Annotated in this window: 12 protein-coding genes; 4 read left to right on the top strand and 8 right to left on the bottom strand. The window is 72.8% G+C overall.

Annotation, left to right across the window (positions count from 1 at the left end):
* Positions 1-8: 8 nt before the first annotated feature.
* The 7 genes from IE294_RS02605 to IE294_RS02575 form a co-directional block, all read right to left on the bottom strand.
* Positions 9-1,475, bottom strand: a complete 1,467-nt coding sequence (locus tag IE294_RS02605) for an aldehyde dehydrogenase family protein (protein ID WP_189881882.1) — start codon at positions 1,473-1,475, stop codon at positions 9-11.
* Positions 1,468-2,613 (bottom strand): aromatic ring-hydroxylating oxygenase subunit alpha, encoded by a 1,146-nt coding sequence (locus IE294_RS02600; protein WP_189881880.1) that lies wholly within the window; start codon positions 2,611-2,613, stop codon positions 1,468-1,470. Before IE294_RS02600 ends, IE294_RS02605 begins: the two co-directional genes overlap by 8 nt.
* On the bottom strand, positions 2,610-3,815 hold the full coding sequence (gene solA / locus IE294_RS02595) for an N-methyl-L-tryptophan oxidase (RefSeq protein ID WP_189881876.1): 1,206 nt from the start codon (positions 3,813-3,815) through the stop codon (positions 2,610-2,612). The genes IE294_RS02600 and solA overlap by 4 nt, the downstream gene beginning before the upstream one ends.
* A 9-nt stretch (positions 3,816-3,824) precedes the next feature.
* Positions 3,825-6,287, bottom strand: coding sequence for a GcvT family protein (locus IE294_RS02590; RefSeq protein WP_189881874.1), 2,463 nt, complete (start codon positions 6,285-6,287; stop codon positions 3,825-3,827).
* A 154-nt stretch (positions 6,288-6,441) separates the two neighbouring features.
* Positions 6,442-6,876: an MBL fold metallo-hydrolase gene (locus IE294_RS02585; protein ID WP_229917014.1), complete on the bottom strand. Its 435-nt coding sequence runs from the start codon at positions 6,874-6,876 to the stop codon at positions 6,442-6,444.
* A 2-nt stretch (positions 6,877-6,878) separates the two neighbouring features.
* A complete protein-coding gene (locus tag IE294_RS02580; protein ID WP_189881870.1) occupies positions 6,879-7,964 on the bottom strand; it encodes an S-(hydroxymethyl)mycothiol dehydrogenase in 1,086 nt (361 codons plus the stop codon).
* Positions 7,965-8,192: 228 nt separating this feature from the next.
* A complete protein-coding gene (locus IE294_RS02575) occupies positions 8,193-9,032 on the bottom strand; it encodes an IclR family transcriptional regulator (RefSeq protein ID WP_189881868.1) in 840 nt (279 codons plus the stop codon).
* Positions 9,033-9,333: 301 nt separating this feature from the next.
* Here IE294_RS02575 and IE294_RS02570 point away from each other — a divergent pair, with 301 nt between their 5' ends.
* Together IE294_RS02570 and IE294_RS02565 are read left to right on the top strand one after the other, a co-directional pair.
* Positions 9,334-9,657, top strand: coding sequence for a bifunctional 3-phenylpropionate/cinnamic acid dioxygenase ferredoxin subunit (locus IE294_RS02570; RefSeq protein WP_014671438.1), 324 nt, complete (start codon positions 9,334-9,336; stop codon positions 9,655-9,657).
* Between the two features lie 127 nt (positions 9,658-9,784).
* Positions 9,785-10,990: an NAD(P)/FAD-dependent oxidoreductase gene (locus tag IE294_RS02565; protein ID WP_189881866.1), complete on the top strand. Its 1,206-nt coding sequence runs from the start codon at positions 9,785-9,787 to the stop codon at positions 10,988-10,990.
* Between the two features lie 413 nt (positions 10,991-11,403).
* Here the strand turns inward: IE294_RS02565 and IE294_RS02560 are convergent, their stop codons facing one another.
* On the bottom strand, positions 11,404-11,907 hold the full coding sequence (locus IE294_RS02560; protein WP_189881864.1) for a hypothetical protein: 504 nt from the start codon (positions 11,905-11,907) through the stop codon (positions 11,404-11,406).
* 419 nt (positions 11,908-12,326) lie between these two features.
* On the opposite strand from IE294_RS02560, the gene IE294_RS02555 reads away from it, so the two are divergent.
* Together IE294_RS02555 and IE294_RS02550 are read left to right on the top strand one after the other, a co-directional pair.
* On the top strand, positions 12,327-15,209 hold the full coding sequence (locus IE294_RS02555; protein WP_189881862.1) for a sensor histidine kinase: 2,883 nt from the start codon (positions 12,327-12,329) through the stop codon (positions 15,207-15,209).
* Positions 15,206-15,640 carry a roadblock/LC7 domain-containing protein gene (locus IE294_RS02550; protein WP_014671433.1) on the top strand — a complete coding sequence of 145 codons (435 nt, stop codon included), beginning with the start codon at positions 15,206-15,208 and terminating at the stop codon, positions 15,638-15,640. Before IE294_RS02555 ends, IE294_RS02550 begins: the two co-directional genes overlap by 4 nt.
* The last annotated feature ends 3 nt before the right edge of the window (positions 15,641-15,643 follow it).

Raw genomic sequence — 15,643 nt, 5'->3', positions numbered from 1 at the left:
TCTGGCTGTCAGTCGAACCAGCCCTGCGGTGCCGGCGCGGTGTTGCGCCAGATGTGTTTCGTCTCGCGGTACTCGGCGAGCCCCGCCGGTCCGAGTTCGCGCCCGAACCCGGACTGCTTGTAACCACCCCACTCGGCCTGCGGCACGTACGGGTGGTAGTCGTTGATCCAGACCGTGCCGAGCCGCAGCCGCCCCGCGACCCGTGCCGCCGTGGCCTCGTCGCCGGTCCAGACGGCACCCGCGAGGCCGTAGACCGTGTCGTCGGCGAGCCGGACGGCCTCCTCCTCGCCGGTGAACCGTTCGACGGTCAGCACCGGCCCGAAGGACTCCTCCTGGACGACGGACATGGCGCTCGTGCACTCGTCCAGGACGGTCGGCAGGTAGTAGAAGCCCTCGTCGTAGCCGGGGCCGGCGGGCCGGGCGCCGCCGCAGCGCAGCACCGCGCCCTCCGCCAGCCCCCGCGCCACATAGGCCTCCACCTTGGCCCGGTGCGCCGCGGAGATCAGCGGCCCGGTCCGTGCCCGCTCGTCGAACGGCCCGCCCAGCCGGATCAGCCGCGCCCGCCGGACGACCTCGTCCACGAACCGGTCGTGCAGCGCGTCCTCGACCAGCAGCCGGGCCCCGGCGGAGCACACCTGCCCGGAGTGCAGGAAGACGGCGGTGAGCGCCATGTCGACCGCGGCCTCGAAGTCGGCGTCCGCGAAGACGATGTTGGGGTTCTTGCCGCCGAGTTCGAGCGCGACCTTCTTCACCGTGCCGGCCGCCGCCGCCATCAGCCGGCGGCCGGTGTGCAGACCGCCGGTGAAGGAGACGAGGTCGACGTCCGGATGGTCGGCCAGCGGGGCGCCCGCCTCCGGCCCGGCGCCCAGCACCAGATTGGCCACGCCCGGCGGCAGCCCCGCCTCCGCCAGCAGCCGGACCAGGTGGATCGCGGTGTGCGGGGTCAGCTCGCTCGGCTTCAGGACGAAGGTGTTGCCGGCCGCGAGCGCGGGGGCGACCTTCCACGCGGTCTGGAGCAGCGGGTAGTTCCACGGTGTGATCAGGGCGCAGACGCCGACCGGTTCGTAGACCACCCGGCTGTCGACGTCCGCCCGCCCGGTGTCGGTCACCCGGCCGGTCTCGCTCGCGACCAGCCGCCCGAAGTAGCGGAAGCAGTCGACGACGTCGTCCACGTCGTACGCGCTCTCCACCAGCCGCTTGCCCGTGTCCAGGGACTCGGCGCGGGCCAGGGCGTCCTTGTCCCGGGCGAGGAGCCCGGCGACCCGCAGGAGCAGGTCACCGCGCTCGGCGGCCGGCGTGTGCGGCCAGGGGCCGGTGTCGAAGGCGCGCCGGGCCGCCGCGACGGCCTCCACGGTGTCCTTGCCGCCCGCCTCGTCCACGACGCCCACCAGGGAGCCGTCGGCGGGGCAGCGGATCTCCCGGGTGCGTTCGTCCAGGGCGCCCCGCCACGCACCGTCGATGAACAGGTCAGGCATGGGAGTCCCCCAGCAGGTCCAGCAGCCACGCGTGGAAGATCCCGATGTGGTGCTCGTTCGGGACCAGCACCCCGCCGCGGCGGTAGGCGCGCGAGGACATCGCCGGCTGGGTGCGCTCGCAGGCCTCGAAGTCCTGGACGTTGACGCGGTGGAACAGCTCCACGGACTTCGACACGTCCGCGCCCGAGGCCACGACGTCCGGCGCGTACAGCCAGTCGCACTCCACCACGGTGCGGTCCTCGGCCAGCGGGAACATGCGGTGCAGGATCACGTGGTCGGGGACGAGGTTGACGAACACGGTCGGCTTGACCGTGATCGCGTAGTAGCGGCGGTCCTGGTCGGCGGTCACCTCGGGGAGCTTGGCGAAGCCCGCGCTGCCGTCCACCGTGAAGCCCCTTATCCCCTCGCCGAACTCGGCGCCGTGGCCCACGTAGTACTGGGCCGCGTAGCCGTCGGCGAACTCGGGGAGGACTTCGGTGAGTTCGGGGTGGATCGTCGCGCAGTGGTAGCACTCCATGAAGTTCTCGACGATCAGTTTCCAGTTGGCCCGCACGTCGTAGGTGACGCGTCTGCCGAGGGCGAGCCTCTCGATGCCGTAGTGCCCGATGGCGGCGGCGTCGCCGAGCCGCTCCACGGCGGCGTGCACCACCGTGTCCTCGAAGGACGGCGGTTCGTCGGCGAGGCACACCCAGGCGTAGCCCAGCCACTCGCGCAGAGCCACCTTGATCAACCCGTACTCGACTCGATCGACATCGGGCATCTTGATCAAGTTGGGTGCGGCGATCAACCTGCCGTCAAGGTCGTACGTCCATGCGTGGTACGGGCATTGCAGGCCGCGCCGCACCTCACCGGACGTCTCGGTGCACAGCCGCGCCCCGCGGTGCCGGCACACATTGAGGAAGGCGCGCAGCTCGCCGGTGCGGGTCCGGGTGATGACGACGTTCTCGCGCCCCACCTGGACCGTGCGGAAGGCTCCCGGCTTGTCCAGGTCGGCGCCGCGCACCGCGCAGAACCACAGGGACTCGAAGACCTTCTCCTGCTCCTGCCGGAAGACCTCCGGGTCGGTGTAGTAGCGGCCCGGCAGCGTCGCGATGAGGCTCGGGGAGACCGGGCTCGGGGAGATCGGGGTCGTCGTCACGGGCGGGCTCCTCGGGCGGGCGCGGCGGCGGTGGGGGTCCCCCCGCTCGAACGGAGCCGAGGCAGGGGGCGGGCGGGGTCGAACAGGCCGATGGGATGCGCGGTGGCTCCGGTCAGCGCCAGATCGGCCAGGATCTCGCCGACGACCGGCACGAACTTGAACCCGTGCCCGGAGAAACCGCAGGCCACGGTCACCGACTCCGGGTGGGCGGGATGCCGGGCCAGCACGAAGTGCTCGTCCGGGGTGTTGGAGTACATGCACGTGGCGGCCTTCAGGAAGGTGCCGGGCAGGTCCGGGATGCAGCGGGACATGTGGTCCGCCATGGCCCGGATCTCGTCCTCGTGCACCGTCCGGTCGATGGTCTCCGGGGTCGTCACCCGCCCCTTCCGGAAGAAGGCGACCTTGGCGCCGAGGTCCGGGCCGTCGATGGCCGGGAAGCCGTAGACCTGGACGCCGGCCGCGTCCTCCCAGATGTAGACCGGATGGTTCTCGGGCCGGAACGGCTCCGTGCCGCCCTTCGGCTGGAACCAGTACATGACCTGCCGCTCGACGGTGAACGGCACCCCGAGGTCGGTGAGCAGCTGCGGCGCCCAGGCACCGGGGCAGATCACCAGCTGCCCGGCCGTGTAGGTGTTCTCGGCCGTGTGCACGCGCACCCCGTCCCGGTACGGCTCCCAGCGCAGCACCGGCTCCTCGAAGTGCAGGTCGGCGCCCTGCCGGGTGGCCAGCTGGAGATGTGCGGCGACCATGTTCTCGGGCCGCACCAGGCCCGCCTTCGCCTCGAAGAGGGCGACTTCGTCGTCGTACGGGTGGAGCGTCGGAAACCGGCGGCGGATCTCCTTCGCGTCCAGCATCTCGTGCGGCAGGTCCCACTCGGTCGCCGAGCGCAGCGCGCCGGAGACGGTCCGGGACTCGGGTGGACCGACCATCACGCCACCCGACAGGATCGCGATGTCCCGGCCGGTGGCCCGCTCCAGCTCCTCGTACAGCTCATAGGCGCGCAGCAGCAGCGGCACGTACGCCGGGTCCTCGAAGTACGACTGCCGGGTGACGCGCGAACCGCCGTGGCTGGAGCCGCGGTCGTGGACCGGACCGAACTTCTCCAGGCCGAGGACGCGGGCGCCGCGCGCGGACAGGTGGTGGGCGGCGGCGCTGCCCATGCCGCCGAGTCCGATGACGATGACGTCGTAAGACGGTGACACGGTCGCCTCCTAGCGGCGGATGCGGGACATCTCCGGGTCGAACAGCGGCTCGTCGGCGACGGTCGCCGGGACCTTCTCGCCGAAGTACTCGATGTGCACGCCGGTGCCGGCGGCGAGGCCGGCCGGCAGCCAGGCGTAGGCGACACAACGGCCCAGCGTGTAGCCGTACGACGCGCTGGTCACGTAACCGGCCGGGGCGCCGTCGGCATAGACCGGTTCTTTGCCGAGGACCACGGCGGCGGGGTCGTCCAGCAGGAGCGGGGTGAGCCGGCGGGAGGGTTCTCCGGCCCGCTGGAGCGCCGCCCTGCCGACGAAGTCCTCCTTGTCCATGCGGACGGCGAAGCCGAGGCCCGCCTCGAAGGGGGTGTGCTCGTCGGTCATGTCGGTGCCCCACGCCCGGTACCCCTTCTCCAGGCGCAGCGAGGTGAAGGCGGAGCGGCCCGCGGCGATCACGCCCAGCTCCCGCCCGGCCTCCCACAGCGTGTCCCACAGCCTGAGGCCCAGGTCGGCGGTGGTGTACAGCTCCCAGCCCAGCTCGCCGACGTAGCTCAGGCGCATCGCCGTCACCGGCACGTGTCCGAGGTACGTCTGCTTCGCCCGGAAGTAGCCGAAGCCTTCGTGCGAGAAGTCGTCGCCGGTCAGGGGCTGGACGAGGGCGCGGGCGAGGGGGCCCCAGACGCCGATGCAGCAGGTGCCGGAGGTGATGTCGCGGACCTGGACGTCATCGGGGGCGTGGCGGAGCAGCCGGTCGAGGTCGGCGGGGGAGTTGGCGCCGACCTGGAAGCGGTCGGCGGCGAGACGGGCGACCGTGAGATCGGAGCGGATGCCTCCGGTTTCGTCCAGGAGCAGGGTGTACGTGACCGCGCCGGGCTTCTTGCGCAGGTTGTTGCTGGTCATGCGGTCGAGGAAGGCGAGGGCGCCGGGGCCGGTCACCTCCAGGCGGCGCAGCGGGGTCATGTCGTACAGGGCGACCTTCTCGCGGGTGGCCCTGGCCTCGGCGGCGGCGATGGGGGACCAGTAACGGGCCGACCAGGCGTCGCGCTCGGGCAGGTCGCCGAGGGCGTCCACGAGCGGGGCGTTCGCCTCGTACCAGTGCGGGCGTTCCCAGCCGGTGCCCTCCAGGAAGAACGCGCCGAGCTGCTGCTGGCGGGCGTAGAAGGGGCTGACGCGCAGCGGACGCGGTCGCTCCATGGGCTGGAGGGGATGGAGGACGTCGTACACCTCGACGAACTGCTGTGAACCGCGCTCACGGACGTACGACGGTGAACGCTGCGCTTCCTCGAACCGCGTGAGGTCGCACTCGTGCACGTCGACGGAGGGCCGCCCGTCCACCATCCACTCGGCCACCGCCTTGGCGGCACCCGCGGAATGGGTCACCCAGACCGCCTCGGCCAGCCAGAAGCCCCGCAGCCGCCGCGCCTCCCCGAGCACCGGCATGCCGTCCGGCGTGAAGGAGAAGACCCCGTTGAACCCGCTCTCGATCGCGGACTCCCGCAGCGCGGGCAGCAGCCGCCGGCAGTCCTCCCAGCTCGGCGCCCAGTCCTCGGCGGTGAACGGGTACGAGGACGGCATCTCCATGTTCCGGCCGCGCGCCTCGTCGTACGCCGGGACCGCGAACGGATCCACCGGCATCGGGCGGTGCGCGTACGAACCGATCCCGATGCGGTCGCCGTGCTCGCGGAAGTACAGGTCGCGGTCCTGGAAACGGAGGATGGGCCGCGTGGCCTCGGCCGTGGCACCGCGCAGCCCGGGCAGCGGCCCGGTCCTGGCGTACTGGTGCGCGAGGGGCTGGAGCGGTACGTCGATCCCGGCCATGCGGCCGATCACCGGGCCCCAGAAACCGGCCGCCGAGACGACGTGGTCCGCCGGGAAGGCACCCCGGTCGGTGACGACCGCGGTGACCCGGCCGCCCCGCTGCTCGATCCCGGTGACCGTGTGCCGGTCCAGGAAGCGGGCCCCGCGCGCGGTGGCGCGGTCCATCTGGGCGCGGGCCGCGAGGAGGGCCCGGGCCAGGCCGTCGTCCGGGGTGTGGAAGCCGCCGAGGACCACCGACTCGTCCAGCAGCGGCCAGAGTTCCTTGCACCGGGCCGTGCTCACGACCTCGCCCCGGATGCCCCAGGAGGCGGCGTGACCGGCCCGTCGGTGCAGGTCGGCCAGCCGCTCGGGAGTGGTGGCCAGTTCCAGGCCGCCGACCTGGAGGAAGCAGGGGACGCCGTCGACTTCGAGGGCGCCGAACTTCTCGACGGTGTACCGGGCGAACTCCGTGAGGGTCTTGGACGGGCTGGTCCGGAAGACGAGTCCGGGGGCGTGCGAGGTGGAGCCGCCCGGGGCGGGCAGGGGTCCCTGTTCGAGGACGGTGACGTCCGTCCAGCCGCGGGCGGTCAGCTCGTCGGCGAGGGAGCAGCCGACGATGCCGGCGCCGATGACGACGACACGGGGTCCTTGGGACCGGGTTTCGGGGGTGCTGGACATGCCCCTCCTTGTGGTGGCGGGGAGGACGGGGAGGGCGGGTGCGGGTCCTTGTGACGCGGGTGCGGGAGACCCTTGGGGCGGGGGAGGCCGGGGAGGCTGGGCCGCTGGGTGCCGCGCGGGTCTCGGGCGGCGGGGGAGGCCTGCCGCGGGGTGCTCAGGCGGCGGGGACGCTCGGCCGCTCGGCGGCGGTCGTCGTGTCCCGGCCGTGGCCGGTGTGGACGACGGTGTCACCCGGGAGGGGCAGCAGCCGCGCGCGGATGGACGCCTCGATCGCCGGGCGGCCGGAGCAGGAGCGGTCGGAGTAGGAGCGGTCGGAGTAGGAGCGGCCGGTGGCGCCGGGTCCGCCGTGGAAGAGGGCGTCGCCGGTGAAGACGGCGTTCAGGAAGGGGGCGTGGGTGCTGACGATGGCGGTGACCCGGGGGCCGGCGGTGGCGCGGTGGATCGCCTCGGCGTCGTGGGCGGCGTCCAGCGCGAGCGCCTCCTCGTCATCGCCGACCAGCCAGACGTTGGTGTCGAGGTCGAACGTCCCGTCGTCCAGGCTGAAGGTCCCGGAGGTGACGACCCGCTCGACCCGCACGGCCCCGCGCACGCTCACAGCACCACCACCGAGCGCAGCACCTCACCGCGGTGCATCTTGTCGAACGCCTCCTCCACCTGGTCCAGGGCGATCGTCTCGGACACGAACGCGTTGAGGTCGAGCAGGCCGTAGAGGTACTGGTCGATCAGGAAGGGGAAGTCCCGGCTCGGCAGACAGTCGCCGTACCAGGAGGACTTGACGGCGCCGCCGCGCGAGAAGACGTCGATCAGCGGCAGTTCCACCTTCATCTCGGGGGCCGGGACGCCGACCTGGACCAGCAGGCCCGCGTGGTCGCGCATGTAGAAGGCCTGGAGGAAAGTCTCGGGGCGGCCGACCGCGTCGATCGCGATGTCCACGCCGTGCCCGCCGGTGAGCTCCCGGACCGCCTCGACCGGGTCGGTGCCCCGGGAGTTGACGGTGTGCGTGGCGCCGAACTTCTCGGCCTGGTCCAGCTTCCTGTCGTCGATGTCCACGGCGATCACCTTCATGGCGCCGTTCAGACAGGCGCCGGCGATCGCCGCGTTGCCGACGCCGCCGCAGCCGATGACGGCGACGGAGTCGCCCCGGCCGACGTTGCCGGTGTTGACCGCCGCGCCGTACCCGGCCATCACCCCGCAGCCGATGAGACCGGCCGCCTCGGGCCGCGCGGCCGGGTCGATCTTCACCGCCTGGCCCGCCGCGACCAGCGTCTTCTCGGCGAAGGCACCGATGCCGAGCGCGTTGCCGAGCGGGGTGCCGTCCGGCAGCGTCATGGGCTGTGCGGCGTTGCGGGAGTCGAAGCAGTACCAGGGCCGGCCCCGGCGGCAGGAACGGCAGCTGCCGCACGGCGCCCGCCAGGCCAGTACGACGTAGTCGCCGGGCTTCAGATCGGTGACGCCGGGGCCGACGGACTCGACGGTGCCGGCCGCCTCGTGCCCCAGCAGGAACGGGAAGTCGTCGGTGATCGCGCCCTCGCGGTAGTGGAGATCCGTGTGGCACACCCCGCAGGCCTGCACCTTGACGAGCACCTCGCCGGGTCCCGGGTCGGGGACGACGATCGTCCGCACCTCCACGGGTGCGCCCTTCTTCACAGCGACTACGGCACGGACCTCGTGTGGCACGACAAGCTCCTCTGCTGTTGCGCATTGCACGATGGGTTGCGTGATGGGGAACATCTTGAGAACGGCGTCACGGGGCCGTCAAGGGGTGCGCGTTAACCCTTGGCAAAGGGAACCCGTGGGGCGAAACCTCTCGGACACACGGCGGCGCGGGACCGGGAAGCCTCCGGTCCCGCGCCGTGGTGCGGGTGGTGAGCGTGCTGACCGCGGGGATCGGCGGAGGGGAGCGAGTCAGAATCCGTAGCCCATCCGCCGGGACAGCTCGGCGCCCGCGGCGACCGTCCGCTTGGCCACCTCCGGGAGCCGGTCCGCGTTGAGCCGGTAGACCGGACCCGACACGCTGATCGCCGCGATCACCTTGCCGTCGTGGGCGCGCACCGGCGCCGCGACGGCCGCGAGCCCCAGCTCAAGCTCCTCGATCGTGACGCCGTAGCCCTGCTCCACCACGGCCTCCAGCTCGGCGCGCAGCATCGCCGCACCGATGATCGTACGGTCCGTGAACCGCGGCAACGGCCGTGCCAGCAGGCCCTCGCGCAGGGTCGGCGGCATGTGCGCGAGGAGCACCTTGCCGCTGGAGGTGGCGTGCAGCGGGGTGCGTCTGCCCAGCCAGTTCTGCGCGGTCACGGACGCGGTGCCGCGGGCCTGCATGATGTTGACCGCCGCGTCGTCGTCGAGCACGGCGATGTTGACCGTCTCGCCCAGCTCGTCGGCGACCTCCCGGCAGACCGGGACGCCCTCCTGGGAGATGTCCAGACGCACCGCCGCCGCCCCCGCCAGGCGCAGTACGCCGGCGCCCAGGTAGTACTTGCCGCGGTCCTTGGCCTGGGCCACCAGGCCGCGGTTCTCCAGGACGCCGAGCAGCCGGAACGCCGTGGACTTGTGCACGTCCAGCTCCTCGGCGATCTCGGTGACGCCCGCCTCGCCGTGCCGCGCGAGGATCTCCAGCACGCTCACGGCGCGGTCCACCGACTGCACCGCGCTCGCCGCGCCGCGGCCGCTCTGCCTCTCCGGGGCCCCTGGGTTCTCCGTGGTCTCCTCGCTGCGGTCAGACTGCTTCTGCGTGCGGGTCATGGCTCAACTCTCACCACCTGTGGGCCCGGTTCGGGCCGCATCTGCGGGAAGCCCTTGACGCGACGGTCGTCCCGCCCGGATTCTGTTGCGCATAGCGCTGGATCGTGCGCCATACGAAACATCATGTTACCGAAGCGCCCGGATCCCGGAAGGGTGCCGGACCACTCGGACCGTTGACGGTCCGTCACTCCCTTGCCGTTTCACCGGGCCGGACCGACGTGGGTCCGGGCTCCCGGCAGCATCCCTGACGCCTGCATCGAGCAGGTCCCGGACCGAGTGTCCCGGACCGAGAGGGGGGCCCGTGATTCCCGTCTGCCGCCTCGAAGACCTCCCCGAGGGTGAGTCCGTCCGCGTCGCGAGCACACCGCCGATCGCCGTGTTCCGCACCGAGGACGGCGAGCTGTACGCCATCGACGACACCTGCACCCACCAGGACGCCTCCCTCTCCGAGGGCTGGCTGGAGGGTTGCCTGGTCGAATGCCCGCTGCACGCGGCGTCCTTCGACCTGCGCACCGGCGAACCGACCTGTCTGCCGGCCCGGCGCCCGGTGCGCACCCATCGCGTCACCGTGGAGGACGGCGTCGTACACGTCCACCTCGGCGCGGAGGAGGGCACGGCCGCGTGACCACCGACAGGCACCGGCACCCCGCCCCCGCCGTCCTCGGCCGTGCGCCCGCCGGCACCGGCGCTCGTCCGCGCCCCGCCCGCTCTCGCCCCCGACACCCCGCCCTCGACGCCAGGAGCCGTGCCGCATGAGAACCGTGACCATCGTCGGCGCCTCCCTCTCCGGGCTCTACGCCGCCCGTGAGCTGCGCGCCCAGGGCTTCGACGGCCGACTGGTGATCGTCGGCGAGGAACCCCACCACCCATATGACCGCCCTCCTCTCTCCAAGGACTTCCTCATCGGCCGCACCGACGAGAGCGAACTGGCCCTCACCGACGCCGACGAGACCGCCGGACTCGCCGCCGAGTGGCTGCTCGGCGTCCGCGCCCGCGGACTCGACCCCCGTGGCCGCACCGTCCTCCTCGGCGACGGCCGCACGGTCTCCACCGACGGCGTCGTCATCGCCACCGGTGCCGCCGCCCGCCGACTGCCCGGCGACCGCCTCGCCGGGGTCCACACCCTGCGCACCCTGGACGACGCCCGCGCCCTGCGCGCCGAACTCACCCGGGGGCACCGCCGGGTCGTCGTCATCGGCGGCGGCTTCATCGGCGCCGAGACCGCCTCCTCATGTGCCCGGCTCGGCCACGACGTCACGGTGGTCGAGGCCGCCCCGCTACCGCTCGTGCCCCAACTCGGGGCCCGAATGGCCGAGGTCTGCGCCGCCCTGCACCGCCGCGGCGGAGTGGAACTGGTCACCGGCACCGGTGTGGCCGCGCTCCGGGGCACCGCCACCGTCACCGGGGTCGACCTCGCCGACGGCCGCACGCTGCCCGCCGACGTGGTGATCGTCGGCATCGGCGCCCGCCCCCAAACCGACTGGCTCGTGGGCTCGGCACTCGCGCTGCACGACGGTGTGCTGTGCGACGACGGCTGCGTGACCGCCCTGCCCCAGGTGGTCGCGGTCGGTGACGTCGCCCGGGTCGGCGGCACCCGGGCCGAGCACTGGACCTCCGCCACCGAGCAGCCCCGCGTCGCCGTGACCAACCTCCTCGCCGGCCACACCGTCGCGACCGCTCGCACGCTGCCGTATTTCTGGTCCGACCAGTACGACTCCCGGATCCAGTTCGCGGGCCGGTACCGCGAGGGCGACACCGTCCACGTCACCGAGGGCGAGATCACCGGTGACGGCGCCCCCGGTGAGGGCGGTTTCCTCGCCCGCTACGAACGGGACGGCCGCACCGTCGCCGTACTCGGAGTGGACCGGCCTCGCGCGTTCACGCGGGCCCGACGCGAACTCCAGCGAGAGGAACGCCGGTGGACGGAAGGGGCGCGGGTGGAGCCGGCCGCGCTGTGACGGGTCGGGTGCTGCCGCGCATCGCCGGGGTGTGCGGGGCTCGGCTGCGGATCCGGGCGGGCCGGCTGATGGTGGCCGGGCTCTCCGGTGACCTTTGGTCCTATGACCTTTGCTGCGGATGACCTTTGTTCCGGTGGCCTGTGCGACTGGTGGCCGGAATTGCCGGTGGCGTGTGCTACCGGCGGCCTGTGCGACTGGTGGTCGGATTCGTCGGTGGCGTGAGCTACCGGTGGCCGGTTCTTCCGTGGTCCTTGCCTGCGGTGGCCTGTGCTTCACCTGTGCTTACGACGGCCCGGGTCCAGTGGCCAGGCTTCCGCGCGCCCCGTGCGCCGGGTCACCGGGCGCGCGGCGACCAGACCCCCGGCACCCAGGGCCCCGCTGAGCCTGACCGCCGGCGGTCCCGGCGCCGTGTGTCAGGACTCAGGGGACAGCCGCCCCGCGCCGCCGGTGCGGCGTATCCGCTCCTGTTCCCCCACGCCCGCCCGCTCCTGGCGCCGGTGGGCGCGCCGCTCCCGACGGAGGGACCGGGCCGTGCTGCTCGGCTCGGAGACCACGCCGTACCGCTGGTTCCACACCTGGCGGGTGACCCACACGTCGACCACGGCCCAGGTGGCCACCACCGTGCTGGCCACGCCGCTGATCACCATGGGGAACGCCAGCCAGGACCCGGCCAGCGTGCACAGGAACGCCACCATCGCCTGGATCAGCGTCACCGCTATGACGAGGATCGCCCGCACCGCCGCCGTACGCACCGGATCGGGCAATGGATGCCGGCGCGCGGGCTCCTCGATCCACAACGGGCGGTAGTTCTGCCGCTGTTCGCCACCGCCGGGCTCCCCGGCGTGCTCCGGCCCCGGAATGTCCCGATCCGGTGCCTCCCTGTCCCACCGCGCCCGTGAGCGCTCCGCCGTGCCCATCACCGTGTCCCTCCCCACCGCCGGCAGGCCGCTCGCCCCGGCATCCGAAGACCCCGACTCCCCAAGGGCTGCCCGGCTTGCGCTGCTTTACGCCGTCGGGATGCGGGATGCGGCTCCTGTGGCCCATTCCGCCCCCATTTCCCATAGAGAAGGACGTACGAGATCCCCCGAAGATTCCCAACTGGAGAAAAATTCCGGCCAACCGCCCGACCGTGCGGCCGTCGTACGCACCGCGTGGGCGTTCGGATCGCGGTGGTGATCTCCCCTTATGCCCGGACAACTCGCCATGTCTCGCCGCCGGCGCGGGAGTTCGCCCTCCGGACGTGTCTTCGGGTTAACTGCGAGGCGGTAGTAGGCTCACGCCGTTTGCTGACGGACATGAGCACCCCCGGCCGGCGGGGGTCGAGCTGGGGGAGGCCATGCGCTTTCGCGGGAAGTCGATCCGCCGGAAGATCGTGGCGCTGCTTCTCGTGCCGTTGGTGTCCCTGACCGCCGTCTGGGGCTTCGCCACGGTGCTCACGGGGCGCGAAGTCACCCAGCTGTTCCGCGTGACCGACGCCGTCGAGGACATCGGCTACCCTACCGAGGACACGGTTCACGTCCTTCAGCAGGAGCGCCGCCAGACCCTCGTCTACCTCGCCGACCCGCGGGCCTCCGACGCTCTTTCGGCGCTGCGTCGCACCCGCGCCGCGACGGACCGGGCGATCGCCACCATCCGCCGGAACGCCGAGGACCAGGACACCCGGGCCGGCATGGACGTGGACGACAGCGAACACCTCACCGCCGTCCTGGACGCCTTGGGCGGTCTCGGGCCCCTGCGCCGCGGCGTCGAGGGAGGCACCATCACCCGCGCCCAGGCGTTCGACCTCTACAACCGTCTCGTGGACCCCTGCTACGCGCTCCTCGCGTCCCTCGACGGCCTGGACGATGTCGAGATCGACAAGCAGGCCCGCGCCCTGGTGAACGTCACCCGCGCCCGCGAGCTGCTCTCCCGCGAGGACGCCCTGCTCGGCTCCTCCCTCGTCGTCGGGCGGCTCACCCGCGACGAGACCCGTGACCTCTCCGACCTCGTCGCCAAGCGCACCCTCCTGTACGACATCAGCCTCCCGCTGCTGCCCGCCGCGGAGCGCGACCGCTACGAACGCTTCTGGAAGAACGCCACCACGGCCCCGCTGCGGGCGGCCGAACGGACCGTCATCGCCTCGGACTCCGGCACCCCTGGCGAGGTCACCGCGAAGAGCTGGGACTCCTCCGCCGCAACCGTCCTGGACGAACTCGGCACCCTGGACGACCAGGTGGGCGACCGCTTCCAGGACCGTATGCGCCCCGTGGCCGTCGGCGTCATCGTGCAGGCGGCCGTCGCCGGCGCCCTCGGCCTGGTCGCGCTCCTGCTCTCCGTCGTGCTCTCCGTCCGGGTCGGCCGCTCCCTCATCCGCGACCTGCGCCAGCTGCGCCTGGAGGCACACGAGGCGTCCGGTGTCCGGCTGCCCAGCGTGATGCGCCGGCTGTCCGCGGGCGAACAGGTCGACGTCGAGACCGAGGTCCCGCGCCTGGAGTACGACAAGAACGAGATCGGCGAGGTCGGGCAGGCCCTCAACACCTTGCAGCGCGCGGCGGTCGAGGCCGCCGTCAAACAGGCCGAGCTGCGGGCCGGCGTCTCCGAGGTCTTCGTCAACCTCGCCCGCCGCAGCCAGGTGCTGCTGCACAAGCAGCTCACCCTGCTCGACAGCATGGAGCGCAGGACCGAGGACACCGACGAACTCGCCGACCTGTTCCGCCTGGACCACCTCACCACCCGCATGCGCCGGCACGCCGAGGGCCTCGTGATCCTCTCCGGAGCCGCGCCCTCCCGGCAGTGGCGCCGGCCCGTGCAGCTCATGGACATCGTCCGCGCCGCCGTCGCCGAGGTCGAGGACTACGAGCGCATCGAGGTCCGGCGCCTGCCGCGGGTGGCCGTCACCGGGCCCGCCGTCGCCGACCTCACCCATCTCGTGGCCGAACTCCTGGAGAACGCCACCGTCTTCTCGCCCCCGCACACCGCCGTCCAGGTCCTCGGCGAGCGGGTCGCCAACGGCTTCACCCTGGAGATCCACGACCGGGGCCTCGGTATGACGGCCGAGGCGCTCCTGGACGCCAATCTGCGTCTCGCCGAGACACCCGAGTTCGAACTCTCCGACACCGACCGGCTCGGTCTGTTCGTGGTCAGCCGTCTCGCCCAGCGCCAGAACGTCCGGGTCTCCCTCCAGCCGTCGCCGTACGGCGGCACCACCGCCGTGGTGTTCATCCCCGACGCGCTGCTCACCGACGACGTCCCGGACACCAACGGCGTCGGCTTCCGGCTCGACCGGAACCGCCCGGCGAAGAGCACCGAGCAGGCGCTGGGCCGCGGTGCCGGGCGGTCCCCGGCCCCCTTGCAGCTGCCCGCCCTGCCGACCTCCCTGCTGGACGGCCCGGTCGAGCTGGAGGCACCCGTCGATCTGGACGCGCTGGACGACTTCCCCGGCGCCCTCCCGGACGAGGACAGCGAGCGCGGTGGTCTGTTCCGCCCCCGCCGGGTCCGCCCGGACGACGAGGAGCAGGCAGCCACCCCGCCGGCCGACCGCCCGCCGCACGACGGCACCCGTGAGCACGGGGCCGTACCGCTGCCCCGGCGGCAGACCCCCAAGCTCGTCAGCTCGCACGGCAAGCCCGTCACCGACCAGCGACCCCGCCGCGGCGAACCGGACCCCGCGCCCTCCGCCGTCACGCGCCGCTCCGACACGGACGGACCGGCCCCGCTGCCCACCCGCCGCCGCGGCGCGTCCTCCCGGCGCCCCACCGGACGCACCGACCGCGCCGAGGACAGCACCGCGAGGCCGGCCGGAAGCGCCGAAGCGGTCTCCGAGGCTCCGGCGCTGCCCCGGCGCACCCGGACCGAGACACCCGGCACCGGCATCCCGGCGGACACGGCATCTCCTCGCGCCGGCATGAGCGGTCCGGCGGACACGGCACAGCCCCGCTCCGCGGACATGGCCCCGCCCCGCTCCCGCACCGCCGCACCCGCCGACGGACCGGCCCCGGAGCCGGGCACCGGGCCGCTGCCCCGGCGCGTACGCCAGGCGAGCCTGGCCCCCCAGCTCAAGCACGACACAGAACGGCGCGCCGAGCGCGCGACGCCACCCGACGACCGCGATGCCGAGGAGGTCCGCAGCCGGATGGCCTCACTCCAGCGCGGCTGGCAGCGCGGCCGGGAGGAGAACGCCGCGGGCGACGAGGCCCGGAACGGCACAGCACAAGGAACGACTAAGGGGGACGGTCGATGACCGCACCGAAGGCGACCGGCCACACGGCGACGGACAAGGTAGAGCTGAACTGGCTCCTGGACGATCTGGTCGACCGGGTCGCCAGCATCCGCAAGGCCGTCATCCTGTCCGGCGACGGCCTGCCCACGGGGGTCTCCAAGGACCTGACCAGGGAGGACAGTGAGCATCTGGCCGCCGTGGCGTCCGGCTTCCACAGCCTCGCCAAGGGCGTCGGCCGCCATTTCGAGGCGGGCAGTGTCCGCCAGACGGTGGTCGAGCTGGACGACGCCTTCCTCTTCGTCACCGCCGCCGGGGACGGCAGCTGCCTCGCCGTCCTCTCGGACGCCGACTCCGACGTCGGGCAGGTGGCCTACGAGATGACGCTCCTGGTCAAGCGGGTCGGCGTCCATCTGGGCACCGCCCCGCGCACCGATCTGCCCGCAGGCGGGTAGTGG

The organism is Streptomyces canarius (assembly GCF_014650735.1).
GTDB classification, from domain to species: domain Bacteria; phylum Actinomycetota; class Actinomycetes; order Streptomycetales; family Streptomycetaceae; genus Streptomyces; species Streptomyces olivaceoviridis.
This window is presented reverse-complemented; position numbering and strand designations above follow the sequence as displayed.